Genomic DNA, 18,146 nt, shown 5'->3' on the forward strand with positions numbered 1-18,146 from the left:
TATTATCCTATAAGTAATCTTTTGATAAATGCCGAAAAGCGGCGTGTCAGACGGGTAAATCCTACCCAGAGGTAGACGTGCAGTTAACAAGTTTTACTGATTATGGCCTGCGGGCGCTGATCTACATGGCCTCATTGCCGAAGGATAAAATGACCAGCATTTCGGAAGTGACCGAAGTGTATGGCGTGTCCCGCAACCATATGGTGAAAATAATCAACCAGTTGAGTCGTATCGGACTGGTGACTGCCGTGCGTGGTAAAAATGGCGGTATCCGCTTGGGGCAACCTGCCGCCTCGATACGCATCGGCGACGTGGTGCGCGCACTGGAGCCGCTATCGCTGGTTAACTGCAGCGGCGATTTTTGCCATATCACCCCCGCTTGCCGCCTGAAGCAGGTGTTGCAGCAGGGAGTACAGAATTTCCTTGCAGAGCTGGATAATTATACCTTGGCCGATATGGTCGAAGACAACGCCCCGCTCTATAAGCTATTGCTTGTCGAATAAGCATCGACAAGAAAACAGGGCTGAGAAGTGGCCCCATAAGCCAGTTTACTTGCCATTTTGCGGCGAGACAGCGTTCAAAAACCGCAGGTGCCCGGTGCATGCTCCGGTTTACGCGCTGTTCGCCCCAGACAGTCTGCGACAATCGAGCCCGTTGGCCTATTCTCGCGACACCCTGCTGATGACAACGGAGGAACCGCAATGTCACAAGATCCTTTCCTGGAACGAGAAGCAGAAAAATACGAATCCCCCATCCCGAGCCGCGAATTCATTCTTGCCCATTTGGCCAAGCGTGAAACGCCGGCCAGCCGTGAAGAGCTGGCGAAAGAGCTGGATTTGACCAGCGAAGAACATCAGGAAGCGCTGCGCCGCCGCCTGCGCGCCATGGAACGCGATGGGCAACTGATATTTACCCGCCGTCAATGCTACGCCCTGCCGGAACGGCTGGATCTGTTGCGCGGCACGGTGATCGGCCACCGCGATGGTTATGGTTTCCTGCGCATTGAGGGCAGCAAGGACGATTTGTACCTGTCGGCCGAACAGATGAAAATGGCCATTCACGGCGACGTGGTGCTGGCGCAGGCGTTGGGCGCCGATCGCAAGGGGCGTCGCGAAGCGCGCATTGTGCGCGTTCTGGTGCCAAAAACCAGCCAGATCGTCGGCCGTTACTTTACCGACGCCGGTGTCGGCTTTGTGGTGCCGGACGATAGCCGTCTGAGCTTTGATATCCTGATCCCGAACGAGGCGGTCAGCGGCGCGCGCATGGGCTTTATGGTGGTGGTGGAACTGACCCAGCGTCCGACCCGCCGCACCAAGGCTATTGGTAAAATCGTCGAGATCCTTGGCGATAAAATGGGCACCAGCATGGCGGTCGATATCGCGCTGCGTACCCATGAAATCCCGCACACCTGGCCGCCGCAGGTGGAAAAGCAGGTCGCCTCCCTCAGCGAAGAGGTACCGGAAGAGGCCAAGGTCGGGCGCGTTGATTTACGTAACCTGCCGCTGGTCACCATTGACGGCGAAGACGCACGCGACTTCGATGATGCGGTTTACTGTGAGAAGAAACGCGGCGGCGGCTGGCGCCTGTGGGTTGCCATTGCCGACGTCAGCTACTACGTACGCCCCGGCACGGCGCTGGACGACGAAGCCCGTAGCCGTGGTACCTCGGTGTACTTCCCGTCGCAGGTGGTACCGATGCTGCCGGAAGTCCTGTCCAACGGCCTCTGCTCGCTGAACCCGCAGGTGGATCGCCTGTGTATGGTGTGCGAAATGACCATTTCTGCCCAGGGGCGGCTGTCGACGGCCAAGTTCTACGAAGCGGTGATGAGCTCCCACGCTCGCCTGACCTACACCAAAGTGTGGCATATGCTGCAGGGCGACCAGGAGCTGCGCGAGCAATACCATCCGCTGGTCAAGCACCTGGAAGAGTTGCATGCCATGTACAAGGTGCTGGACCGGGCGCGCGCCGAACGTGGTGGCATTGCCTTTGAAACCGAAGAAGCCAAGTTCATCTTCAACGCTGAACGCCGTATCGAACGCGTGGAGCCGACGGTGCGTAACGATGCGCACAAGCTGATTGAAGAATGCATGATCATGGCGAACGTTGCGGCGGCGCGCTTTGTTGAAAAACACAACGAGCCGGCGCTGTTTCGCGTGCACGATCGTCCAAGCGACGATCATATCAAGTCGCTGCGCAGCGTGCTTGGCGAGCTGAGCCTGACCCTGGGCGGTGGCAACAAGCCGCAGCCGAAAGACTATGCGCAACTGATGGATATCGTATCCGAGCGCCCCGATCACGAAATGCTGCAGACCATGCTGCTGCGTTCGATGAAACAGGCGATTTACGATCCGGAAAACCGAGGTCACTTCGGGCTGGCGTTGGCGTCGTATGGCCACTTTACCTCGCCGATTCGTCGTTACCCGGATCTGTCGTTGCACCGCGCTATCAAGTATCTGTTAGCCAAAGAGCACGGCGAACCGCCACACCGCTGGACGCCGACCGGCGGCTGGCATAGCGATCTCGAAGAGATGTTGCAACTGGGCCTGCACTGTTCGATGACCGAACGTCGTGCCGACGAAGCCACGCGCAACGTTGCCGACTGGCTGAAGTGCGACTTCATGCAGGATCACGTCGGAGAAGTGTTTACCGGCATTATCGCCAGCGTCACTGGCTTCGGCTTCTTCGTGCGCCTGAACGATCTGTTTATTGATGGCCTGGTGCATGTATCAACGCTGGATAATGATTACTATCGCTACGATAATATCGGCCAGCGTCTGATCGGCGAATCGTCCGGTATGGTGTATCGCCTGGGCGATACCGTGGAGATCCGCGTTGAAGCGGTGCATATGGACGAGCGTAAAATCGATTTTGCTCTGGTTTCCAGCACCCGCAAGCCGCGCGGTGAAGGCAAGACCGAACGCGAACGCGCCAAGAAGGGCGCACCACGCACGCTGCGTGACGGTGGTGGCAACGGTAACGGCCGTAAACGCCGTGGTGGCAAGCCACCGGCCAATTTTGAGCCGGATAGCGCGTTTCGCAAAGACGGCGCCAAACCGGCCGACAAGGTGAAGAAGGACAAAAAGGCCAAGGCCAAAAAAGTGTCCGACAAAACCAAAAAGATAGCGGCGGCCACCAAAGCCAAGCGCGCCGTGAAGAAGAAAGGTGCGCAGCAGAGTGAAGGCTGATTGCAGCTTACGGGCATAGCCCGCTCACCTGTCGTACATTATTATCACCGGCCGGCGTATGTCGGCCGCACAGTTAAAAGAGCATCATGAGCGAAATTATCTACGGCATTCACGCCGTCAAAGCCCTGTTAGAGCGCGATCCGCAACGCTTCCTGGAAGTGTTTATCCTTAAAGGCCGCGACGACCGCCGTTTGCAACCGCTGATCGCCGAGCTGGAAGCTACCGGCATCGTCATTCAGGTGGCCAATCGCCAGTGGCTGGACGACAAGGTGGAAGGGGCGGTGCACCAGGGGATTGTTGCCCGGGTGCGCGAAGGACGCCAGTATCAGGAAAACGATCTGCCGGGGCTGTTGGAAAGCGTCGATACCCCGTTTCTGCTGGTGCTGGACGGCGTGACCGACCCGCATAATCTCGGTGCCTGTCTGCGCAGCGCCGATGCCGCCGGCGTACATGCGGTGATCGTTCCGCGCGACCGATCCGCCCAGTTGAATGCCACCGCGAAGAAAGTTGCCTGCGGGGCGGCGGAAAACGTGCCGCTGATCCGTGTGACCAATCTGGCGCGGACCCTGCGTTTGCTGCAAGAACTGAACGTTTGGGTGGTCGGCACCGCCGGCGAAGCCGATCACACGCTGTACCAAAGCAAAATGACCGGCCCGATGGCGCTGGTGATGGGCGCGGAAGGCGAAGGTATGCGTCGTCTGACCCGTGAACATTGCGACGAACTGATCGGCATCCCGATGGCTGGCAGTGTTTCCTCGCTCAACGTGTCGGTGGCCACCGGCATCTGTCTGTTCGAAGCGGTGCGTCAGCGCAGTTAATCTTCGGGCCCGGCGCCGACGGTGGCCGGGCCCTGGTTTTACCCCCCATCTTGTGATCTCGCCTGCGGCAGAAATCGTGCCATCGACCATAATGACTCCTGATGCCTTACAAGGGAGCACGCCAATGGTCTGGACTACACATACGGTTTTTAACCAGCCCAAACCGCTGGGCAACAGCAATCTGTTTCTGTCCGATACCCCGCTGCGTGAAGCGGTACAACGTGAGCACGCCGGTTGGGATGCCGACGTATTAGCCTCGCTGGGGCAGCAGCTTGGCACCCAGGAGTCGCTGGAACTGGGGAGACTGGCCAATGCCAATCCGCCGGAACTGTTGCGCTATGACGCCAGCGGGCAACGGTTGGACGACCTGCGTTTCCACCCCGCCTGGCACATTCTGATGCAGGGACTGGTGGCCAACCGCGTACATAATCTGCCTTGGGAGGAGCAGGCGCGCATTGGCTCGGTGGCGGCGCGCGCTGCGCGTTTCATACTGCATGCGCAGGTGGAGGCTGGCACGCTGTGTCCGATAACCATGACCTATGGTGCCATTCCGCTGCTGCAACGCAGCCTGCCAGCGCCGTTTCGGGACTGGCTGCCGCCGCTGCTTTCCGATCGGTACGACGCCCATCTGCTGCCCGGCGGACAAAAACGCGGGCTGCTGATTGGCATGGGCATGACTGAAAAACAGGGCGGTTCGGACGTATTGAGCAATACCACCAGCGCGACGCCGCTGGCCGGACGCGGCGATGGCGAAGCATATCGCCTGGTAGGGCATAAATGGTTTTTCTCGGTGCCGCAAAGCGACGCGCATCTGGTTTTGGCGCAGACCGAAGGCGGGCTGTCATGCTTCTTCCTGCCACGTATCCTGCCGGACGGCACCCGCAACGCGGTGCGTCTGGAGCGGCTGAAAGACAAGTTGGGCAACCGTGCCAACGCCAGCAGCGAGGTGGAGTTTCAGGATGCTACTGCCTGGCTGCTGGGCGATGAAGGCGATGGTGTACGCCAAATACTCAAGATGGGCAGCCAGACACGCTTTGACTGCGCGCTCGGCAGCCACGGCTTAATGCGCCGCGCGCTGTCGGTGGCGCTCTATCACGCCCATCAGCGCCAGGCGTTCGGCAAGACGTTGATCCAGCAGCCGCTGATGCGTCAGGTGATGGCGGGCATGGCGCTGCGGCTGGAGGGGCAAACGGCAGCGCTGATGCGCCTGGCGCGCGCCTACGGCAGTCAGCAGGAGCCGCTGTCGCAGGGGCTATGCCGTATCATGACCTCGGCGGCCAAGTTTGACGTTTGCCGACAAGGCATCCCGTTTGTTGCCGAAGCGATGGAAGTGCTTGGCGGCATCGGTTACTGCGAGGACAGCGAATTGCCGCGTCTGTACCGCGAGATGCCGGTCAACAGCATCTGGGAAGGCTCGGGTAATATCATGTGCCTGGACGTGCTGCGCGCCTGGGCAAAAAGTCCGTTGGTGCAGGAGGCGGTGCACCAGGAGCTGGCAGAGGTGAAAGGACAGAATCGTCATTACGATCGTCAATGGCGACAGCTGTTGCAGCAGACTGGAAAACTGCAGGAAACGCAGGCTCGTGCCCTGACTGGCCGACTGTTTACTCTGTTCGCTGCAGCGCAGTTGTTGCGTTATGCGTCGCCGCCGATAGCCGAAGCCTGGTGCCAGTCGATGCTGGACGAACGCGGGCAGCGGGCGTTACCCGACACATTGTGCGAGTCGCTGCTTGACAGAGCGGTGGGCGGCTAGGCATAAGTAGGCTTCGGATCCTCACACCACCATAACCAACGGGTAAAAATATGGAAATAATCAACTTATTAGCGGCGTTTGCCTCGTACTTTTTCAGCGGGGTCGCCATGGTGCTGGTGTTCCTGTTTATTTATACCCGCATCACCGCGCATGATGAATGGGCGTTGATCAAACAGGATAATCAGGCGGCGGCATTGGGTTTTATCGGCGCCTGTCTGGGCTATGTTATCCCGCTGGCCAGTGCGGCGATCAACTCGATCAGCCTGTTGGACTACCTGTTATGGGGGTGTGTGGCGCTGGTGGTGCAATTGCTGATCTTTACCGCGGTTAAGTTGTATATGCCGCGCATCAGCGAGAAAATCGAAGCGAACCATACCGCAGCCGGTATTTTCCTGGGCGGCGTCTCGGTCAGCGGCGGGGTATTGAACGCCGCCTGCATGACCTATTAACTCGCAGCGCCTCTGCGCCTAGCGATAAATAATTGCCTGTGAATACCACTGTCCCGGCACCACGGTTTCGCTATTCATGATGATCATGTAATAGCGCGCCCCGGCGGCGGTGGCCTTGCGCTGAATCTCGTCTTCCACATTCATCGGGCTGCCATAAACCAGCGCGCTGACGGTAGTGATCTTTTCCAGCCCGGCAGTTTGCGCCCGGGTAATTTCCTGCGCTTGTCCGGCAATCGGCGGCGGCGGTGGCTTCGGCGTGGTGGTGAGGATGCCGCAGCCGGACAACAGCCCAAGCAACAGCAGCATGGCGGCACAGCGTGCTATGTTCATCGTGACCTCAGAATGCGCAGCGGAAAGTCGTCAGTGTAATGCTTAAGTATATAGTGGAACATAATGAGCTAATGCGTATGACGTTTTTTTGCCATCATAGAGCGGTGTGCGATCCGACTGCGCAGCGCGGATAGCATTATGTAGACTATGGGGCATGGGGTGGGAAGGGGCAAAGCATGATTGAACTGTATGACGAACGCGTGGGCGATATTGCGCTGATCCACGCGGTGCCGGCCGGGCAATACCAACAGCCATTACCGACGGTATTTTTCTACCACGGCTATACCTCGTCGAAAGAGGTCTATGCCTATTTTGGTTATGCGTTGGCCAAGGCCGGCTTTCGCGTGATATTGCCGGATGCCGATCTGCACGGCGAACGTTATCACGGCGATGCTGCGCAACGGCTGGCGCATTTTTGGGAAATTCTGCGGCGTAACATTGATGAACTGCCGGCGTTAAAGGCGCATTTTGCCGAGCGTGGCGTGATCGACGGTACGCGCATTGGCGTGGCGGGCGCGTCGATGGGGGGCATGACCACCCTGGGCGCACTGACGCGTTATCCCTGGATTGCCGCTGCGGCCAGCCTGATGGGCGCCGGCTATTTCACCTCGCTGTCGCAAACCCTGTTCCCGCCGTTGGATGAGCGTGGACAGGTATTGTCGCCGACGCGGCATGCCGAGCGGGTGGCGCCATTGGCGGATTACGGCGTTGAACATCAATTGGAAACGCTGTCCGGGCGGCCGTTGTTGCTATGGCATGGCGAAGCGGACGATCTGGTGCCAGCGTCACAAAGCCTGCGCTTGGCGCAGGCGCTGCGCGAACGCGGTTGGGATCAGCGCCTGACGCTGGACACCGAGCCTGGGGTGGCGCACCGCATCACGCCAGCGGCGCTGGCCGCGACCGTCGCATTCTTCACGCATAACCTGTAAAAAAGCCCCCTGCGAACAGGGGGCGTGAGAGCGTGTTACTGTCGTTAAGCTGCCGCTTTTCAGTGCGGCTTGGTTCCCTGGTACGGCACTTTTCTGTTAGCGATACAGTTCGGCGCTGACGTGAATCGACGCGGTACTGCCCGGTTGATGCAGGGCGATAATGCGATAGGCGCTGGCGCCGCGCTGTTCGGCGATATCATTGACCTGGGAAGAAGCATCATCCGGTGATACCACATTATGGTTCAGCGTAACGAAACCGATGCTTTGGCGCTGATCTGCCTGGTGCGCGGTGATTTCAGTGGCGGCCATGGCGTTGGCGGAAAGCAGCAAGGCCACGGCGGTGGCGAGGGTAATGCGTTTCATAAGTGCCTCTCTTGACTTGCCCGGAGCGCCAGACGACGGCGGCCCGGATGGCAAGAAGTTATTTGTCTCTGTTGAATGACTTCAAATCCTTTTCGTCGCTTGTTTGGCGGCGGATATGGTTAATTCTAGTGGCTTCTGCCAGATAGAAAAGCGCAGGGATTTGATGACAACTTTCAAAAAAAATGAACGATATGGCGTTGGCGATGATGATTTTGTTGAAGGATTTTCAAAACTAGTGGATCCGTATCCATATATTCGGCCGATAGCAAATCGTGCGCTTTTGCCTTCAAGCGCCAATAACTGCGAATAAATCCCACCGGGTCCTTGAGTTTCCCCCCCTTCGCCAGTATGATTACGCGTCATTTTTCAGCCGTACAAAAATCACGTTCCTTGCTTCCATGGGCCACGGCTGACCCTGACAGGAGGCTGAATAATCCGTAAGGAGCAATTCGATGCGTCATTACGAAATCGTTTTTATGGTCCATCCTGACCAAAGCGAACAGGTTCCGGGCATGATCGAGCGTTACAGTGCTACCATCACTAACGCGCAAGGTCAGATTCACCGTCTGGAAGACTGGGGCCGCCGTCAACTGGCTTACCCGATCAACAAACTGCACAAGGCTCACTACGTTCTGCTGAACGTTGAAGCCCCGCAGGAAGCGATCGATGAGCTGGAAACTAACTTCCGCTTCAACGACGCCGTTATCCGCAGCATGGTTATGCGCGTTAAGCACGCGGTAACCGAAGCATCTCCGATGGTTAAAGCGAAAGACGAACGTCGTGGCGATCGCCGCGAAGACTTCGCTAACGAAACCGCAGATGATGCAGATGCTGGGGATTCTGAAGAGTAATTGCCGCCGTGACGGCTAATCGTCTGGTGTTGTCTGGCACAGTGTGCAAGCCGCCGGTTCGAAAAGTGAGTCCTTCCGGGATCCCCCATTGCCAGTTTGTGCTTGAGCACAAATCAACGCAGGTGGAAGCCGGATTCAGCAGACAGGCATGGTGCCGTATGCCCGTGGTTGTCAGCGGACAACAGTCACAAGCACTAACTCAAAGATTAACGGTCGGCAGTCAGATTACCGTGCAAGGCTTCGTCAGTTGCCATCAAGGGCGCAACGGGCTGAACAAACTGGTACTGCATGCCGAGCAGATTGAATTGATAGATTCTGGAGACTAGCCAAATGGCACGTTATTTCCGTCGTCGCAAGTTCTGCCGTTTCACCGCGGAAGGCGTTCAAGAGATTGACTATAAAGACATCGCTACGCTGAAAAACTACATCACTGAAAGTGGTAAAATTGTCCCGAGCCGTATTACCGGTACTCGTGCAAAATATCAGCGCCAGCTCGCCCGTGCTATCAAGCGCGCGCGCTACCTGTCTTTGTTGCCGTACACTGATCGTCATCAGTAATCGGCCACTGTCCATTAACGACTTTGAGAGGATAAGGTAATGCAAGTTATTCTGCTTGATAAAGTAGCAAACCTGGGCAGCCTGGGTGATCAAGTTAACGTTAAAGCGGGCTACGCTCGTAACTTCCTGGTACCACAGGGCAAAGCTGTTCCTGCTACCAAGAAAAACGTTGAGTTCTTCGAAGCACGCCGTGCTGAACTGGAAGCCAAACTGGCTGACGTTCTGGCCGCTGCCGAAGCGCGCGCAACCAAGATCAACGAACTGGCTTCAGTAACCATCGCGTCTAAAGCAGGCGACGAAGGTAAACTGTTCGGCTCTATCGGCACCCGCGACATCGCTGACGCAGTTACTGCGGCTGGCGTTGAAGTTGCCAAGAGCGAAGTTCGCCTGCCGAACGGCGTTCTGCGTACCACTGGTGAGCACGAAGTGCACTTCCAGGTACACAGCGACGTGTTCGCACAGCTGAATGTAGTTGTGGTTGCAGAAGCTTAATTAAAGCCTCTGTCAATCCGGTTAAAACGCCAGCCTCGTGCTGGCGTTTTGCTTTTCTGCGGCGGCAAAAACGCGCTACCCTGCCTCTGATGCATCAGCCAGGAGGGACAGCATGAATATCGTATTACAGCGAGTGTATGATTTTAACGGCCCGGCGCCACAGTACTGCTTTCTGATCGATCGACTCTGGCCGCGCGGCATTAGCCGACAACGTCTTGCCGGCGTGGAATGGCTGAAGGAAGTGGCACCGGACAATGCATTGCGCCAGTGGTTTCACCAGCACACCGACCAATGGCAAGAGTTTGTCACGCGCTACCGTCGGCAATTGGCCGAAAACAGCGCCTGGCAGCCGCTGGCGGCGTTATTGCGCCAGGGCGAGAGCTTGACCCTACTGTATGGCAGCAAGGATACGCAGCACAACCAGGGGGTGGTGCTGCGCGACTTCCTGTATCAGCAGCTCGGGAACTAGCGCTGACGTCGATAGCTACCGTCGGCCTGACGACGGAACAGTGCCTGGCTGTTATCCGCGGCGGTGACCGACAGCGCGGTTATCACGCCGTTGGCGTCGCGCTCAATGCGCACTTCCTGGCCGGCTTGCAGGTTGCTTAACGGCTTGTCGTTGCCTTCGACCTGCGCCATGGCGAACACCTCATTCACCGGCAGGTTATTGTCGCGGAACAGCTGCGCCAGCGTTTGCCCCGGCTGGATCTGATAACGCTGCCAGTTGCCTGCTGGCGTTTCCTGCGGCACTGCGGCGTCGTTGCCGGCTTCTCCTTGCAGATCGGCCTGCATTGGCGACGACGCATTCTGCGGGGTGCTCACCGGATAGGGATGACCGCTGTTTTGCGGTGAATAGGGCCACAGCAGGGCCAGCAACAGTATAATGCCAAAGATAATCACCCAGCGGCGGTGAAAGTAAGGCAGGGGTTCCAGCCAGCGGAAACCGTCCGGCAAATGCCAGATTTTCAGCAACAGCGCTTTGATTCCATGTCCTTTACCGTGTTCAGGTAGTTGCTCCGAATCCGGATCCTCGGGCGTCCGTGGGGCTGTGCCGGGCTTCAGACGCTGGCTGAAGTTCAGCCAGGTACGCAGCAACGGCTGGTAGACGCGGGTGGTTTTCCTTCTCCTGGGCGCGATTCTGCCCATGGTGACCTCTCTTCAGACTGCGTAAAAATGCCACGGTACTGATGGCGTACCGCCAAACCGACGACACCTTCAGTATAGACCGCTAACTGCTTGATGTGACAGGCAGCGGCGATCGGCAGCGGCGCGTGTGGCAACGGGCGTTAACAGATTGCCATTGTTTCTTTTTCCACGACAAAAGTCATCATTATCAACACAAGATTTTACCCGGCTTTCTGGCACTGTTATGCTGCGCCTTCGACTTTTTACAGACTAAAGGAAAACCCATGACAACCCCTTCATTTGACAGCGTTGAAGCGCAAGCAAGCTACGGGATTGGTTTACAGGTCGGCCAGCAATTGCAGGAATCCGGTCTGGAAGGTTTACAACCGGAAGCGTTGCTGGCGGGTTTGCGTGACGCGCTGGAAGGGAATGCGCCAGCGGTTCCCGTTGATGTGGTGCATCGTGCGCTGCGTGAAATCCACGAACGTGCGGATGCGGTGCGCCGCGAGCGTCAGCAGGCGATGGCGGTAGAAGGCCAGCAGTTCCTGGAAGAAAACGCCAAGCGTGACGGCGTGTCGCTGACCGAATCCGGCCTGCAGTTCTCGGTACTGGAGCAGGGTAATGGCCCAATCCCGTCCCGTCAGGACCGCGTGCGTGTGCATTATACCGGCCGCCTGATCAACGGCGATGTGTTCGACAGCTCGGTAGAGCGCGGCCAACCGGCAGAATTCCCGGTCAGCGGCGTTATCCCAGGCTGGATCGAAGCGTTGACCCTGATGCCGGTCGGCTCCAAATGGCAGTTGTACATCCCGCATCACCTGGCTTACGGTGAACGCGGTGCCGGCGCCTCGATCCCGCCATTCAGCGCCTTGGTGTTCGAGGTCGAACTGCTGGAAATCCTGTAAGACACACGGTTTCCTCTCCAGGGCGCCCCAGCGGCGCCCTGTTTTTATTCGCCACCGAGCGCCCGCGGAAACAGCAGATTATTTTCCAGGTGGATATGCTCCATCAGATCGGCAATAAATTGATCGATGCCCCGATACAGCGCTTGCCAGGTGGTGCATGCGTTTGCCGGCGGCGTCAGATTATTGGTCAGAAACTTCAATACCTCCAACTGCTCGCCGGCTTCGGCGTGTTCATGCTCCATCACCGCAATTGGCCCCATCGCCTGCCGACCCATGCCGTTGACGATCATCGGGAACAGGATCTGTTCCTCTTTCATCATGTGATTGTCCAGATCCTGGCGGATCAGCATTAGCTGCTTGGCCAGACCGCGTGGGCAGGCCGGTTTATCGCCGTGTACCCGCTCGACTTTTTCCGCCATCAGCACCAGCTCCGGCAACTGTTCCCGATGACGCTGATGAAAGCGCGGCAGAATGTAATCGATAATCTCCGCCAGCGGCGCCTGACGCCAGTCACGTGCGTTCGATTCGCCGGTGGCCAACGCCGCCAACTGCGATTGCAGTTGCTGCAGATCCAGCGATTTGCGTTGCGCGGCGTGTTGCAGCGTCCGTTTACCGCCGCAGCAGAAATCTAAATCATGATCGCGAAACAGCTTGCTGGCACCGGGAATGGCAATGGCCAACGCACCGAGAGTGTGATTGTGGTAATCCATGATGACGTCCTCTGAAATGAATAATTCTTATAACATGCATTTTAAATACAATTTAAAGGGCGCGCCATGGCTAAATGGAGGTAGTGGTGCAGGGCGCGCTGATCCACGCCCTGATAATTTGATTACTTCGTTGTTAAATCAATCTGATAAAGCGCAAAGCCAATGCTGTCGCTGCCAACCTGTCGCATCGGGTACTGGGCATTTTGTTTGATAAACGCGGCGGCCTTGTCGCTCGGCGAGGTTTCGAAGCGAATATCCAGCGGGTGAGGGCTGCTGAACGCGGCCAGTCGCCAGTTGTGATCGGCCTGTGGATGCACCGCTCCGTGCTTTTGGCTTTCGGCGCTGATATAGGCTGCCAGCACCGAACGATTCTCATCCGGTGAGGCAAAGGCGATGTGCCGGTCACCGGTGCCGGCAAACTTGCCGCCGTAGGCACGGTAATTGTTGGTCGCCACCAGGAACATGGCGTTCGGATCGATTGGCTTGCCGTTAAACGTCAGCTGTTTGATGCGTTCGGCCTGCGGATTGATCGGTTGACATTCGCCGTCGTAGCGCGCCGGTTGGCTGACATCGATCTGATAGTCAACGCCGTCGATAACGTCGAAGTTGTAGCTGCGAAAGCCGTCCCAGTTGATTAACGACTGCGGTTGGCGGTTGTTGACGTCAATGCGGTTAAACTGTCCGGCAGAACATTCCAGCCATTCCTTGACCTCTTTTCCGCTGGCCTTGACCACCACCAGCGTATTCGGATACAGGTACAGATCGGCGGCGTTGCGGAAGGTCAGCCGGCCTTGTTCCACTTCAACGAAACTGGCCGGATCGTTCTTGCGTCCGCCGACCTTGAACGGTGCCGCTGCGGAGAGCACCGGTAAGTCTGCCAGATCCGGATCGCCTTGAATGTAGTGCTCGACATAGGCCTTCTGCGCGTTATTGACGATCTGAACCGTCGGATCGTCTTGTACCAATGCCAGATAGCTGTACATATTGCCGTCGGCGTTGCCGATCGGCTGACTGACGAACTCGCGGGTGCCCTGATGATCCTGTGCCAGTACTTTCAACAGTGTGCTGTCTTCCGCCGCCAGCGATTTTTTAGCCTGATTGTCGTAAATCGGCCGGGCCTGCGCGCTGGCCTGCGTCACTTTCCAGGCGCCGCCGTGGTTATTCAGCTGTAAATCGACCACGCCGAGGTGATCGCCCCACTGGCCGGGCATGACCGCCGGTACGCCGTTCAGCAGGCCTTTCTCAATGTCGGCACCTTTGATGGCGGCAAAGTCCTGGCTAGGAAACACCGCGTGCGCATGGCCGAACATAATGGCGTCGATGCCTTGCACCTGGCTGAGATAATATACCGAGTTTTCCGCCATGGCTTTGTACGGCTCGCTGGACAGACCGGAGTGCGCAATGGCGATCACCAGATCGGCCCCTTGTCGGCGCATTTCCGGCACGTAGCGCCTGGCGGTTTCGGTAATGTCGTTAACCGTCACCTTGCCTTGCAGATTGGCTTTGTCCCACACCAGGATCTGCGGCGGTACAAAACCGATATAGCCGATGCGCAGGGTATGGTTTTGGCCATCGCGGTCGGTCACCGGCGTATCGACGATGATGTACGGGGTGAACAGCGGCTTTTGAGTTGTTGCATCGATGACGTTGGCATTGACGTACGGGAATCTGGCGCCGGCGATGGCGGTTTTCAGATAATCCAGGCCGTAGTTGAATTCGTGATTGCCGATATTGCCTACCGCGTAGTCCAGCGTATTCATCGCCTTATAGACCGGATGAACGTCGCCGGCCTTCAGCCCCTTGGCCGCCATGTAATCCCCCAGCGGACTGCCTTGAATAATGTCGCCGTTGTCGACCAGCACGCTGTTGGTGACCTGCTGACGCGCCTGTTGGATCAGGCTGGCGGTGCGAACCAGGCCGAATTTCTCGGTGGGTTTATCCTTGTAGTAATCAAAGTCCATCATATTGCTGTGCAGGTCACTGGTTTCCAGCACGCGCAAATCGACCGTAGCCGCCTGCGCCGAGGCGCAGACCAACAGGGCGAGGGCGGACAACGACAGTGGTCGCTTGATCATGATGACGGTTCTCCATGCCATTTTTAGTTTGTTATCGCAGAGGTTGATGCAATCACGTTAGGTGTTCTCAATAAACTGTGAAGTGTGGCAGAAAATCAACGGCAGTAACGCGGGGAAGTTCACAGTTGGGCGGAACAAGATGCGAGGAATTACCGTGGGTTAAGCGGTGGGGATGGATATTCCACGTAAAAAAAACTAGTCTGCTAGCTATGACAGGGGAAAATTTCCCACGGAAGTATAAACAGAGGTGCATGATGTTAGAGCAAATTTGCCAGCTATCCCGCGATGCGGGCGCGGCGATCATGGCGGTGTATAACGGCGAGCAACCGCTTGATGTCGCGCAGAAAAAAGACGACTCACCGGTGACGGCAGCCGATTTGGCGGCGCATCATATCATCAAGAGCGGCCTTGCGGCGCTGACGCCGGACATTCCGCTGTTGTCGGAAGAAGATCCTCCCGCTTGGGAACAACGGCAAAGCTGGACGCGTTACTGGCTGGTTGACCCGCTCGATGGCACCAAGGAGTTTTTACAGCGCAACGGCGAGTTCACCGTCAATATTGCGTTGATCGAAGATGGCCAGGCGGTGATGGGCGTGGTCTACGCGCCGGCGCTGGAGGTACTGTACCTGGCCGAACGCGGCAAGGCGTGGAAGGAAGAGAACGGGCAACGCCAGGCCATTCGCGTCAAAGAGGGGACGCCGCCGCTGGTGGTGGTCAGCCGTTCGCACAGCGACAACGAGCTGAAGGATTATTTAAAGCAGCTCGGCGTGCACCAGACGGTGGCGGTCGGCTCCTCGCTGAAGTTCTGCCTGGTGGCTGAAGGGAAGGCGCAGCTCTACCCGCGTTTCGGGCCGACCAATATCTGGGACACCGCGGCCGGGCATGCGGTGGCGGTGGCCGCCGGGGCGCAGATTCATGATTGGCAGGGCAAGCCGTTGCTTTATACCCCGCGTGAATCATTCCTCAACCCCGGCTTCCGGGTTTCGCTGTTCTGATCAGTCAGCCAACAGTTGGTGCAGCTTGTTCATCACTTGCTGCACTTCTTCTGCCGTCAGTTTGCCGTCTTTGGCAAATTGAATCTTGCCTTGTTTATCCAGCACGATAATCGCTGAACCGCCCGCTTGCAGATCCCAGGCTTTACGTACGTTGCCGTTACTGTCGACGATGAACTGCGACCACGGGAATTCTTTCTTGTTGTCTTCAATGCTGCTGCGCACAAACATCGCGGTGCCGACCATGGCGTCATCGGTATTGACGATTGTCGTCGTTTGGTAACGATCGCGTGGTAGCTTGGCCTGCTTGATGGCTTCAATCAGCGGATCGTTCATTTCCTTGGCGGAGCTGCGGCCGGCAATATGCTGGATCACTCGCACTTTTCCACTGAGCTGCCCGCTATTCCAGTTTTTGTAGCTAAAATCATCATTGGCGTAGTTTAACTCTCCCCGATCGCTGACGCCGACTGGCGCAACGCGCTGCTGGATTTGAAAGTTGTGCGCGCAGGCCAATAAGGGAGCAAACAGCAGGGATACAATTAGCATGTTACTTTTTTTCATGCTTTCTCCTTGTAGGGGGAACGATGAAGACAGTCTCCAGAGCCTAAAGCATAGGTGGTGATCGGAGGTCTGTCCTGTTAGCGGGTTCTCAGTTTTCCCTTCAGACGCTTAATGCCTGTATTTTGAAGGGATATTCTGAAAAGGTTATAAATTATCATATACAATTCTGTCAAAAAGTGTAAATCCAGTGAAGATGCCCAAGCGAAAGTGAACAAAATGGTCTTAACTAGGTCTACACCCATGCAATCATGTTGCGCTCTCTGGTTAGAGGCTGCCACTTTAGCGGCTCGCGGAGCGCATGGTCCAACGGGAGGAGAGTAAAAGAATGAGAATCTTCCAGCGTTATAACCCATTGAAAGTTGCAAAGTACGTGAAAACCCTGTTCCGCGGAAGGCTGTATATCAAGGATGTCGGCGCATTTGAGTTCGACAAGGGTAAAATCCTGGTGCCGAAGGTTCGCGACAAACGCCATCTCAGCGTGATGTCCGAAGTTAACCGACAGGTATTGTTGCTGCAATCTGAAATGGGTTGAAACGCCAGTCGTTGCGGTAAGTTGCAGTAAAAACAGATGTAATTGCGGCCCCCAACGGGGCCGCTGATGTTTCCGTCCAACTCAGGCCGTCAGGTTTTCGTCCGGCGCCTTCGGCAGTACCGCCGCCGGCTTATCACTCAACTTGGTGACCAGCAGCTGGTCAATCTTGTAACTGTCGATATCCACCACTTCAAACTTGTAGCCGGCGTATTTGACGAAATCGGTGCGTTTCGGGATCTTGCGCAGCATATACATCATAAAGCCGCCGATGGTTTCGTAGTTGCCGGCCTGTGGGAACTCGTCGATATCCAGCACGCGCATCACGTCGTCGATCGGCGTACCGCCTTCAATCAGCCATGAACTCTCGTCGCGCGCCACGATCTGCTCTTCCTGCCCCTGGCCGACCAGATCGCCCATCAGCGTGGTCATGACGTCATTAAGCGTGATGATACCCACCACCAGCGCGTATTCGTTGAGGATCACCGCGAAGTCTTCGCCGGCGGCCTTGAAGCTTTCCAGCGCTTCGGACAGCGTCAGCGTATCCGGCACGATCAGCGCCGAACGAATCTGTACGCCGCTGCTCAATACCAGGCTTTGATTACCCAGTACACGGTTCAGCAGGTCCTTCGAATCCACATAGCCCACCACCTGATCGATGTGGCCGTCACATACCAGGAACTTGGAATGCGGATGCGTCGACACTTTCGCGATGATGCTTTCTTCGCTTTCGCGCAGATCGAAGTAGACCACGCTTTCACGCGAAGTCATTGATGACGGCACGGTACGCGATTCCAGCTCGAACACGTTTTCTATCAGCTCGTGTTCCTGTTTACGCAATACGCCGGCCAGTGCGCCGGCCTCAACCACGGCATAGATGTCGTCAGAGGTGATGTCGTCCTTACGCACCATTGGCAGTTTGAACAGGCGGAAGATCAGGTTCGCCATGCCGTTGAAGAACCATACCAGCGGTCGGAAAATGGCGATGGAGAAACGCATCGGGTTGATGATCCGGACGGCAACCGTCTCTGGTGCAATCATACCGATGCGCTTCGGGGTGAGATCCGCGAAAAGAATAAACAGGCTGGTGACCAGGACGAACGAGCAGATAAAGCTGACCTGCTCAGACATCTCTGGCGGCAGGAAACGATCGAACAGCACCTGGAAGGACGGTGAAAACGCCGCATCGCCGACGATACCGCCGAGAATGGCGACCGCATTCAGGCCAATTTGTACCACGGTAAAGAACAGCCCCGGCGTTTCTTGCAGCTTGAGCACCTTGGCGGCATTGATGTTACCTTCGTCGGCCATCAACTTGAGTTTGATCTTGCGCGACGCAGCCAGAGAAATTTCCGACAGTGAGAAAAATGCGCTCACGGCGATCAGAAAAAGAATCAGTAAAATACTGTTTAACATAATCTATCCATACGTGCCGACGGGATGACGGCGCTCTTGAGGAAGGGTAATACATTGTCAAAAGAATTGTTGCAGCGCGGCATGCTGCGCCGGTTCAACCGCATC

Annotated in this window: 22 protein-coding genes; 14 read left to right on the forward strand and 8 right to left on the reverse strand. The window is 56.8% G+C overall.

All coding sequences use genetic code 11. The annotated features are described in order from the left end of the window. The first annotated feature begins 77 nt into the window (after positions 1-77). From nsrR to ACCC84_RS18655, 5 genes are all read left to right on the forward strand, one after another. Positions 78-503 carry a nitric oxide-sensing transcriptional repressor NsrR gene (gene nsrR / locus ACCC84_RS18635; RefSeq protein WP_004955978.1) on the forward strand — a complete coding sequence of 142 codons (426 nt, stop codon included), beginning with the start codon at positions 78-80 and terminating at the stop codon, positions 501-503. A gap of 198 nt (positions 504-701) precedes the next feature. Beyond that, complete coding sequence (gene rnr / locus ACCC84_RS18640) at positions 702-3,185, forward strand: ribonuclease R (RefSeq protein ID WP_004955976.1); 2,484 nt, start codon at positions 702-704, stop codon at positions 3,183-3,185. Positions 3,186-3,271: 86 nt separating this feature from the next. Continuing rightward, the gene (rlmB, locus tag ACCC84_RS18645; RefSeq protein ID WP_004955975.1) at positions 3,272-4,003 is read left to right on the forward strand and encodes a 23S rRNA (guanosine(2251)-2'-O)-methyltransferase RlmB; all 732 of its coding nucleotides are present in this window, start codon (positions 3,272-3,274) and stop codon (positions 4,001-4,003) included. A 124-nt stretch (positions 4,004-4,127) separates the two neighbouring features. After that, on the forward strand, positions 4,128-5,756 hold the full coding sequence (locus ACCC84_RS18650; RefSeq protein ID WP_004955974.1) for an isovaleryl-CoA dehydrogenase: 1,629 nt from the start codon (positions 4,128-4,130) through the stop codon (positions 5,754-5,756). 50 nt (positions 5,757-5,806) lie between these two features. Next, positions 5,807-6,205, forward strand: a complete 399-nt coding sequence (locus ACCC84_RS18655; protein ID WP_004955973.1) for a DUF350 domain-containing protein — start codon at positions 5,807-5,809, stop codon at positions 6,203-6,205. A gap of 18 nt (positions 6,206-6,223) precedes the next feature. Here the strand turns inward: ACCC84_RS18655 and bsmA are convergent, their stop codons facing one another. Continuing rightward, the gene (bsmA, locus tag ACCC84_RS18660) at positions 6,224-6,535 is read right to left on the reverse strand and encodes a biofilm peroxide resistance protein BsmA (RefSeq protein WP_004955972.1); all 312 of its coding nucleotides are present in this window, start codon (positions 6,533-6,535) and stop codon (positions 6,224-6,226) included. Positions 6,536-6,711: 176 nt separating this feature from the next. Between bsmA and yjfP the strand changes: the two genes are divergently transcribed. Next, positions 6,712-7,464: an esterase gene (gene yjfP, locus ACCC84_RS18665; RefSeq protein WP_198773931.1), complete on the forward strand. Its 753-nt coding sequence runs from the start codon at positions 6,712-6,714 to the stop codon at positions 7,462-7,464. A gap of 96 nt (positions 7,465-7,560) precedes the next feature. Here the strand turns inward: yjfP and ACCC84_RS18670 are convergent, their stop codons facing one another. Together ACCC84_RS18670 and ACCC84_RS18675 are read right to left on the reverse strand one after the other, a co-directional pair. Continuing rightward, on the reverse strand, positions 7,561-7,827 hold the full coding sequence (locus ACCC84_RS18670) for a YdgH/BhsA/McbA family protein (protein ID WP_004955970.1): 267 nt from the start codon (positions 7,825-7,827) through the stop codon (positions 7,561-7,563). An 81-nt stretch (positions 7,828-7,908) separates the two neighbouring features. Continuing rightward, a complete protein-coding gene (locus tag ACCC84_RS18675) occupies positions 7,909-8,190 on the reverse strand; it encodes a hypothetical protein (RefSeq protein WP_127913637.1) in 282 nt (93 codons plus the stop codon). Positions 8,191-8,279: 89 nt separating this feature from the next. Between ACCC84_RS18675 and rpsF the strand changes: the two genes are divergently transcribed. The 5 genes from rpsF to ACCC84_RS18700 all read left to right on the forward strand — a co-directional run bounded on the left by rpsF (position 8,280) and on the right by ACCC84_RS18700 (position 10,197). After that, positions 8,280-8,678: a 30S ribosomal protein S6 gene (rpsF, locus tag ACCC84_RS18680; RefSeq protein WP_004933634.1), complete on the forward strand. Its 399-nt coding sequence runs from the start codon at positions 8,280-8,282 to the stop codon at positions 8,676-8,678. Between the two features lie 8 nt (positions 8,679-8,686). Next, the gene (gene priB / locus ACCC84_RS18685) at positions 8,687-9,004 is read left to right on the forward strand and encodes a primosomal replication protein N (RefSeq protein ID WP_039991282.1); all 318 of its coding nucleotides are present in this window, start codon (positions 8,687-8,689) and stop codon (positions 9,002-9,004) included. A gap of 4 nt (positions 9,005-9,008) precedes the next feature. Beyond that, positions 9,009-9,236 carry a 30S ribosomal protein S18 gene (gene rpsR / locus ACCC84_RS18690; protein ID WP_000135199.1) on the forward strand — a complete coding sequence of 76 codons (228 nt, stop codon included), beginning with the start codon at positions 9,009-9,011 and terminating at the stop codon, positions 9,234-9,236. A gap of 39 nt (positions 9,237-9,275) precedes the next feature. Beyond that, positions 9,276-9,728, forward strand: coding sequence for a 50S ribosomal protein L9 (gene rplI / locus ACCC84_RS18695; RefSeq protein ID WP_004955963.1), 453 nt, complete (start codon positions 9,276-9,278; stop codon positions 9,726-9,728). Between the two features lie 112 nt (positions 9,729-9,840). After that, complete coding sequence (locus ACCC84_RS18700; protein ID WP_004955962.1) at positions 9,841-10,197, forward strand: DUF488 domain-containing protein; 357 nt, start codon at positions 9,841-9,843, stop codon at positions 10,195-10,197. On the opposite strand, the gene ACCC84_RS18705 is transcribed toward ACCC84_RS18700, so the two are convergent. Next, positions 10,194-10,874 carry an OapA family protein gene (locus ACCC84_RS18705; protein ID WP_004955961.1) on the reverse strand — a complete coding sequence of 227 codons (681 nt, stop codon included), beginning with the start codon at positions 10,872-10,874 and terminating at the stop codon, positions 10,194-10,196. The two genes, ACCC84_RS18700 and ACCC84_RS18705, sit on opposite strands and share 4 nt — an antisense overlap. A gap of 263 nt (positions 10,875-11,137) precedes the next feature. Here ACCC84_RS18705 and bamJ point away from each other — a divergent pair, with 263 nt between their 5' ends. Then, entirely contained in the window at positions 11,138-11,758 is a 621-nt protein-coding gene (gene bamJ, locus ACCC84_RS18710) for a BamJ family beta-barrel-assembly machinery protein (protein WP_004955960.1), read from the forward strand. Between the two features lie 44 nt (positions 11,759-11,802). Here the strand turns inward: bamJ and ytfE are convergent, their stop codons facing one another. Together ytfE and ACCC84_RS18720 are read right to left on the reverse strand one after the other, a co-directional pair. Continuing rightward, positions 11,803-12,468 (reverse strand): iron-sulfur cluster repair protein YtfE, encoded by a 666-nt coding sequence (gene ytfE / locus ACCC84_RS18715; RefSeq protein WP_004955959.1) that lies wholly within the window; start codon positions 12,466-12,468, stop codon positions 11,803-11,805. 122 nt (positions 12,469-12,590) lie between these two features. Beyond that, positions 12,591-14,543, reverse strand: coding sequence for a bifunctional 2',3'-cyclic-nucleotide 2'-phosphodiesterase/3'-nucleotidase (locus ACCC84_RS18720; protein WP_039991279.1), 1,953 nt, complete (start codon positions 14,541-14,543; stop codon positions 12,591-12,593). A gap of 254 nt (positions 14,544-14,797) precedes the next feature. On the opposite strand from ACCC84_RS18720, the gene cysQ reads away from it, so the two are divergent. Then, positions 14,798-15,538, forward strand: coding sequence for a 3'(2'),5'-bisphosphate nucleotidase CysQ (gene cysQ / locus ACCC84_RS18725; protein WP_039992448.1), 741 nt, complete (start codon positions 14,798-14,800; stop codon positions 15,536-15,538). Here cysQ and ACCC84_RS18730 read toward each other — a convergent pair whose 3' ends face one another. Further along, a complete protein-coding gene (locus ACCC84_RS18730) occupies positions 15,539-16,096 on the reverse strand; it encodes a YtfJ family protein (RefSeq protein WP_004955955.1) in 558 nt (185 codons plus the stop codon). It lies immediately after the preceding gene. Between the two features lie 325 nt (positions 16,097-16,421). Here ACCC84_RS18730 and ACCC84_RS18735 point away from each other — a divergent pair, with 325 nt between their 5' ends. Further along, on the forward strand, positions 16,422-16,628 hold the full coding sequence (locus ACCC84_RS18735) for a DUF1107 domain-containing protein (RefSeq protein ID WP_039991278.1): 207 nt from the start codon (positions 16,422-16,424) through the stop codon (positions 16,626-16,628). Positions 16,629-16,709: 81 nt separating this feature from the next. On the opposite strand, the gene paeA is transcribed toward ACCC84_RS18735, so the two are convergent. Next, positions 16,710-18,041 (reverse strand): polyamine export protein PaeA, encoded by a 1,332-nt coding sequence (paeA, locus tag ACCC84_RS18740; protein WP_004955953.1) that lies wholly within the window; start codon positions 18,039-18,041, stop codon positions 16,710-16,712. Positions 18,042-18,146: the final 105 nt, after the last annotated feature.

The sequence above is a fragment of the Serratia odorifera genome (assembly GCF_041448735.1).
Taxonomy (GTDB): domain Bacteria; phylum Pseudomonadota; class Gammaproteobacteria; order Enterobacterales; family Enterobacteriaceae; genus Serratia_F; species Serratia_F odorifera.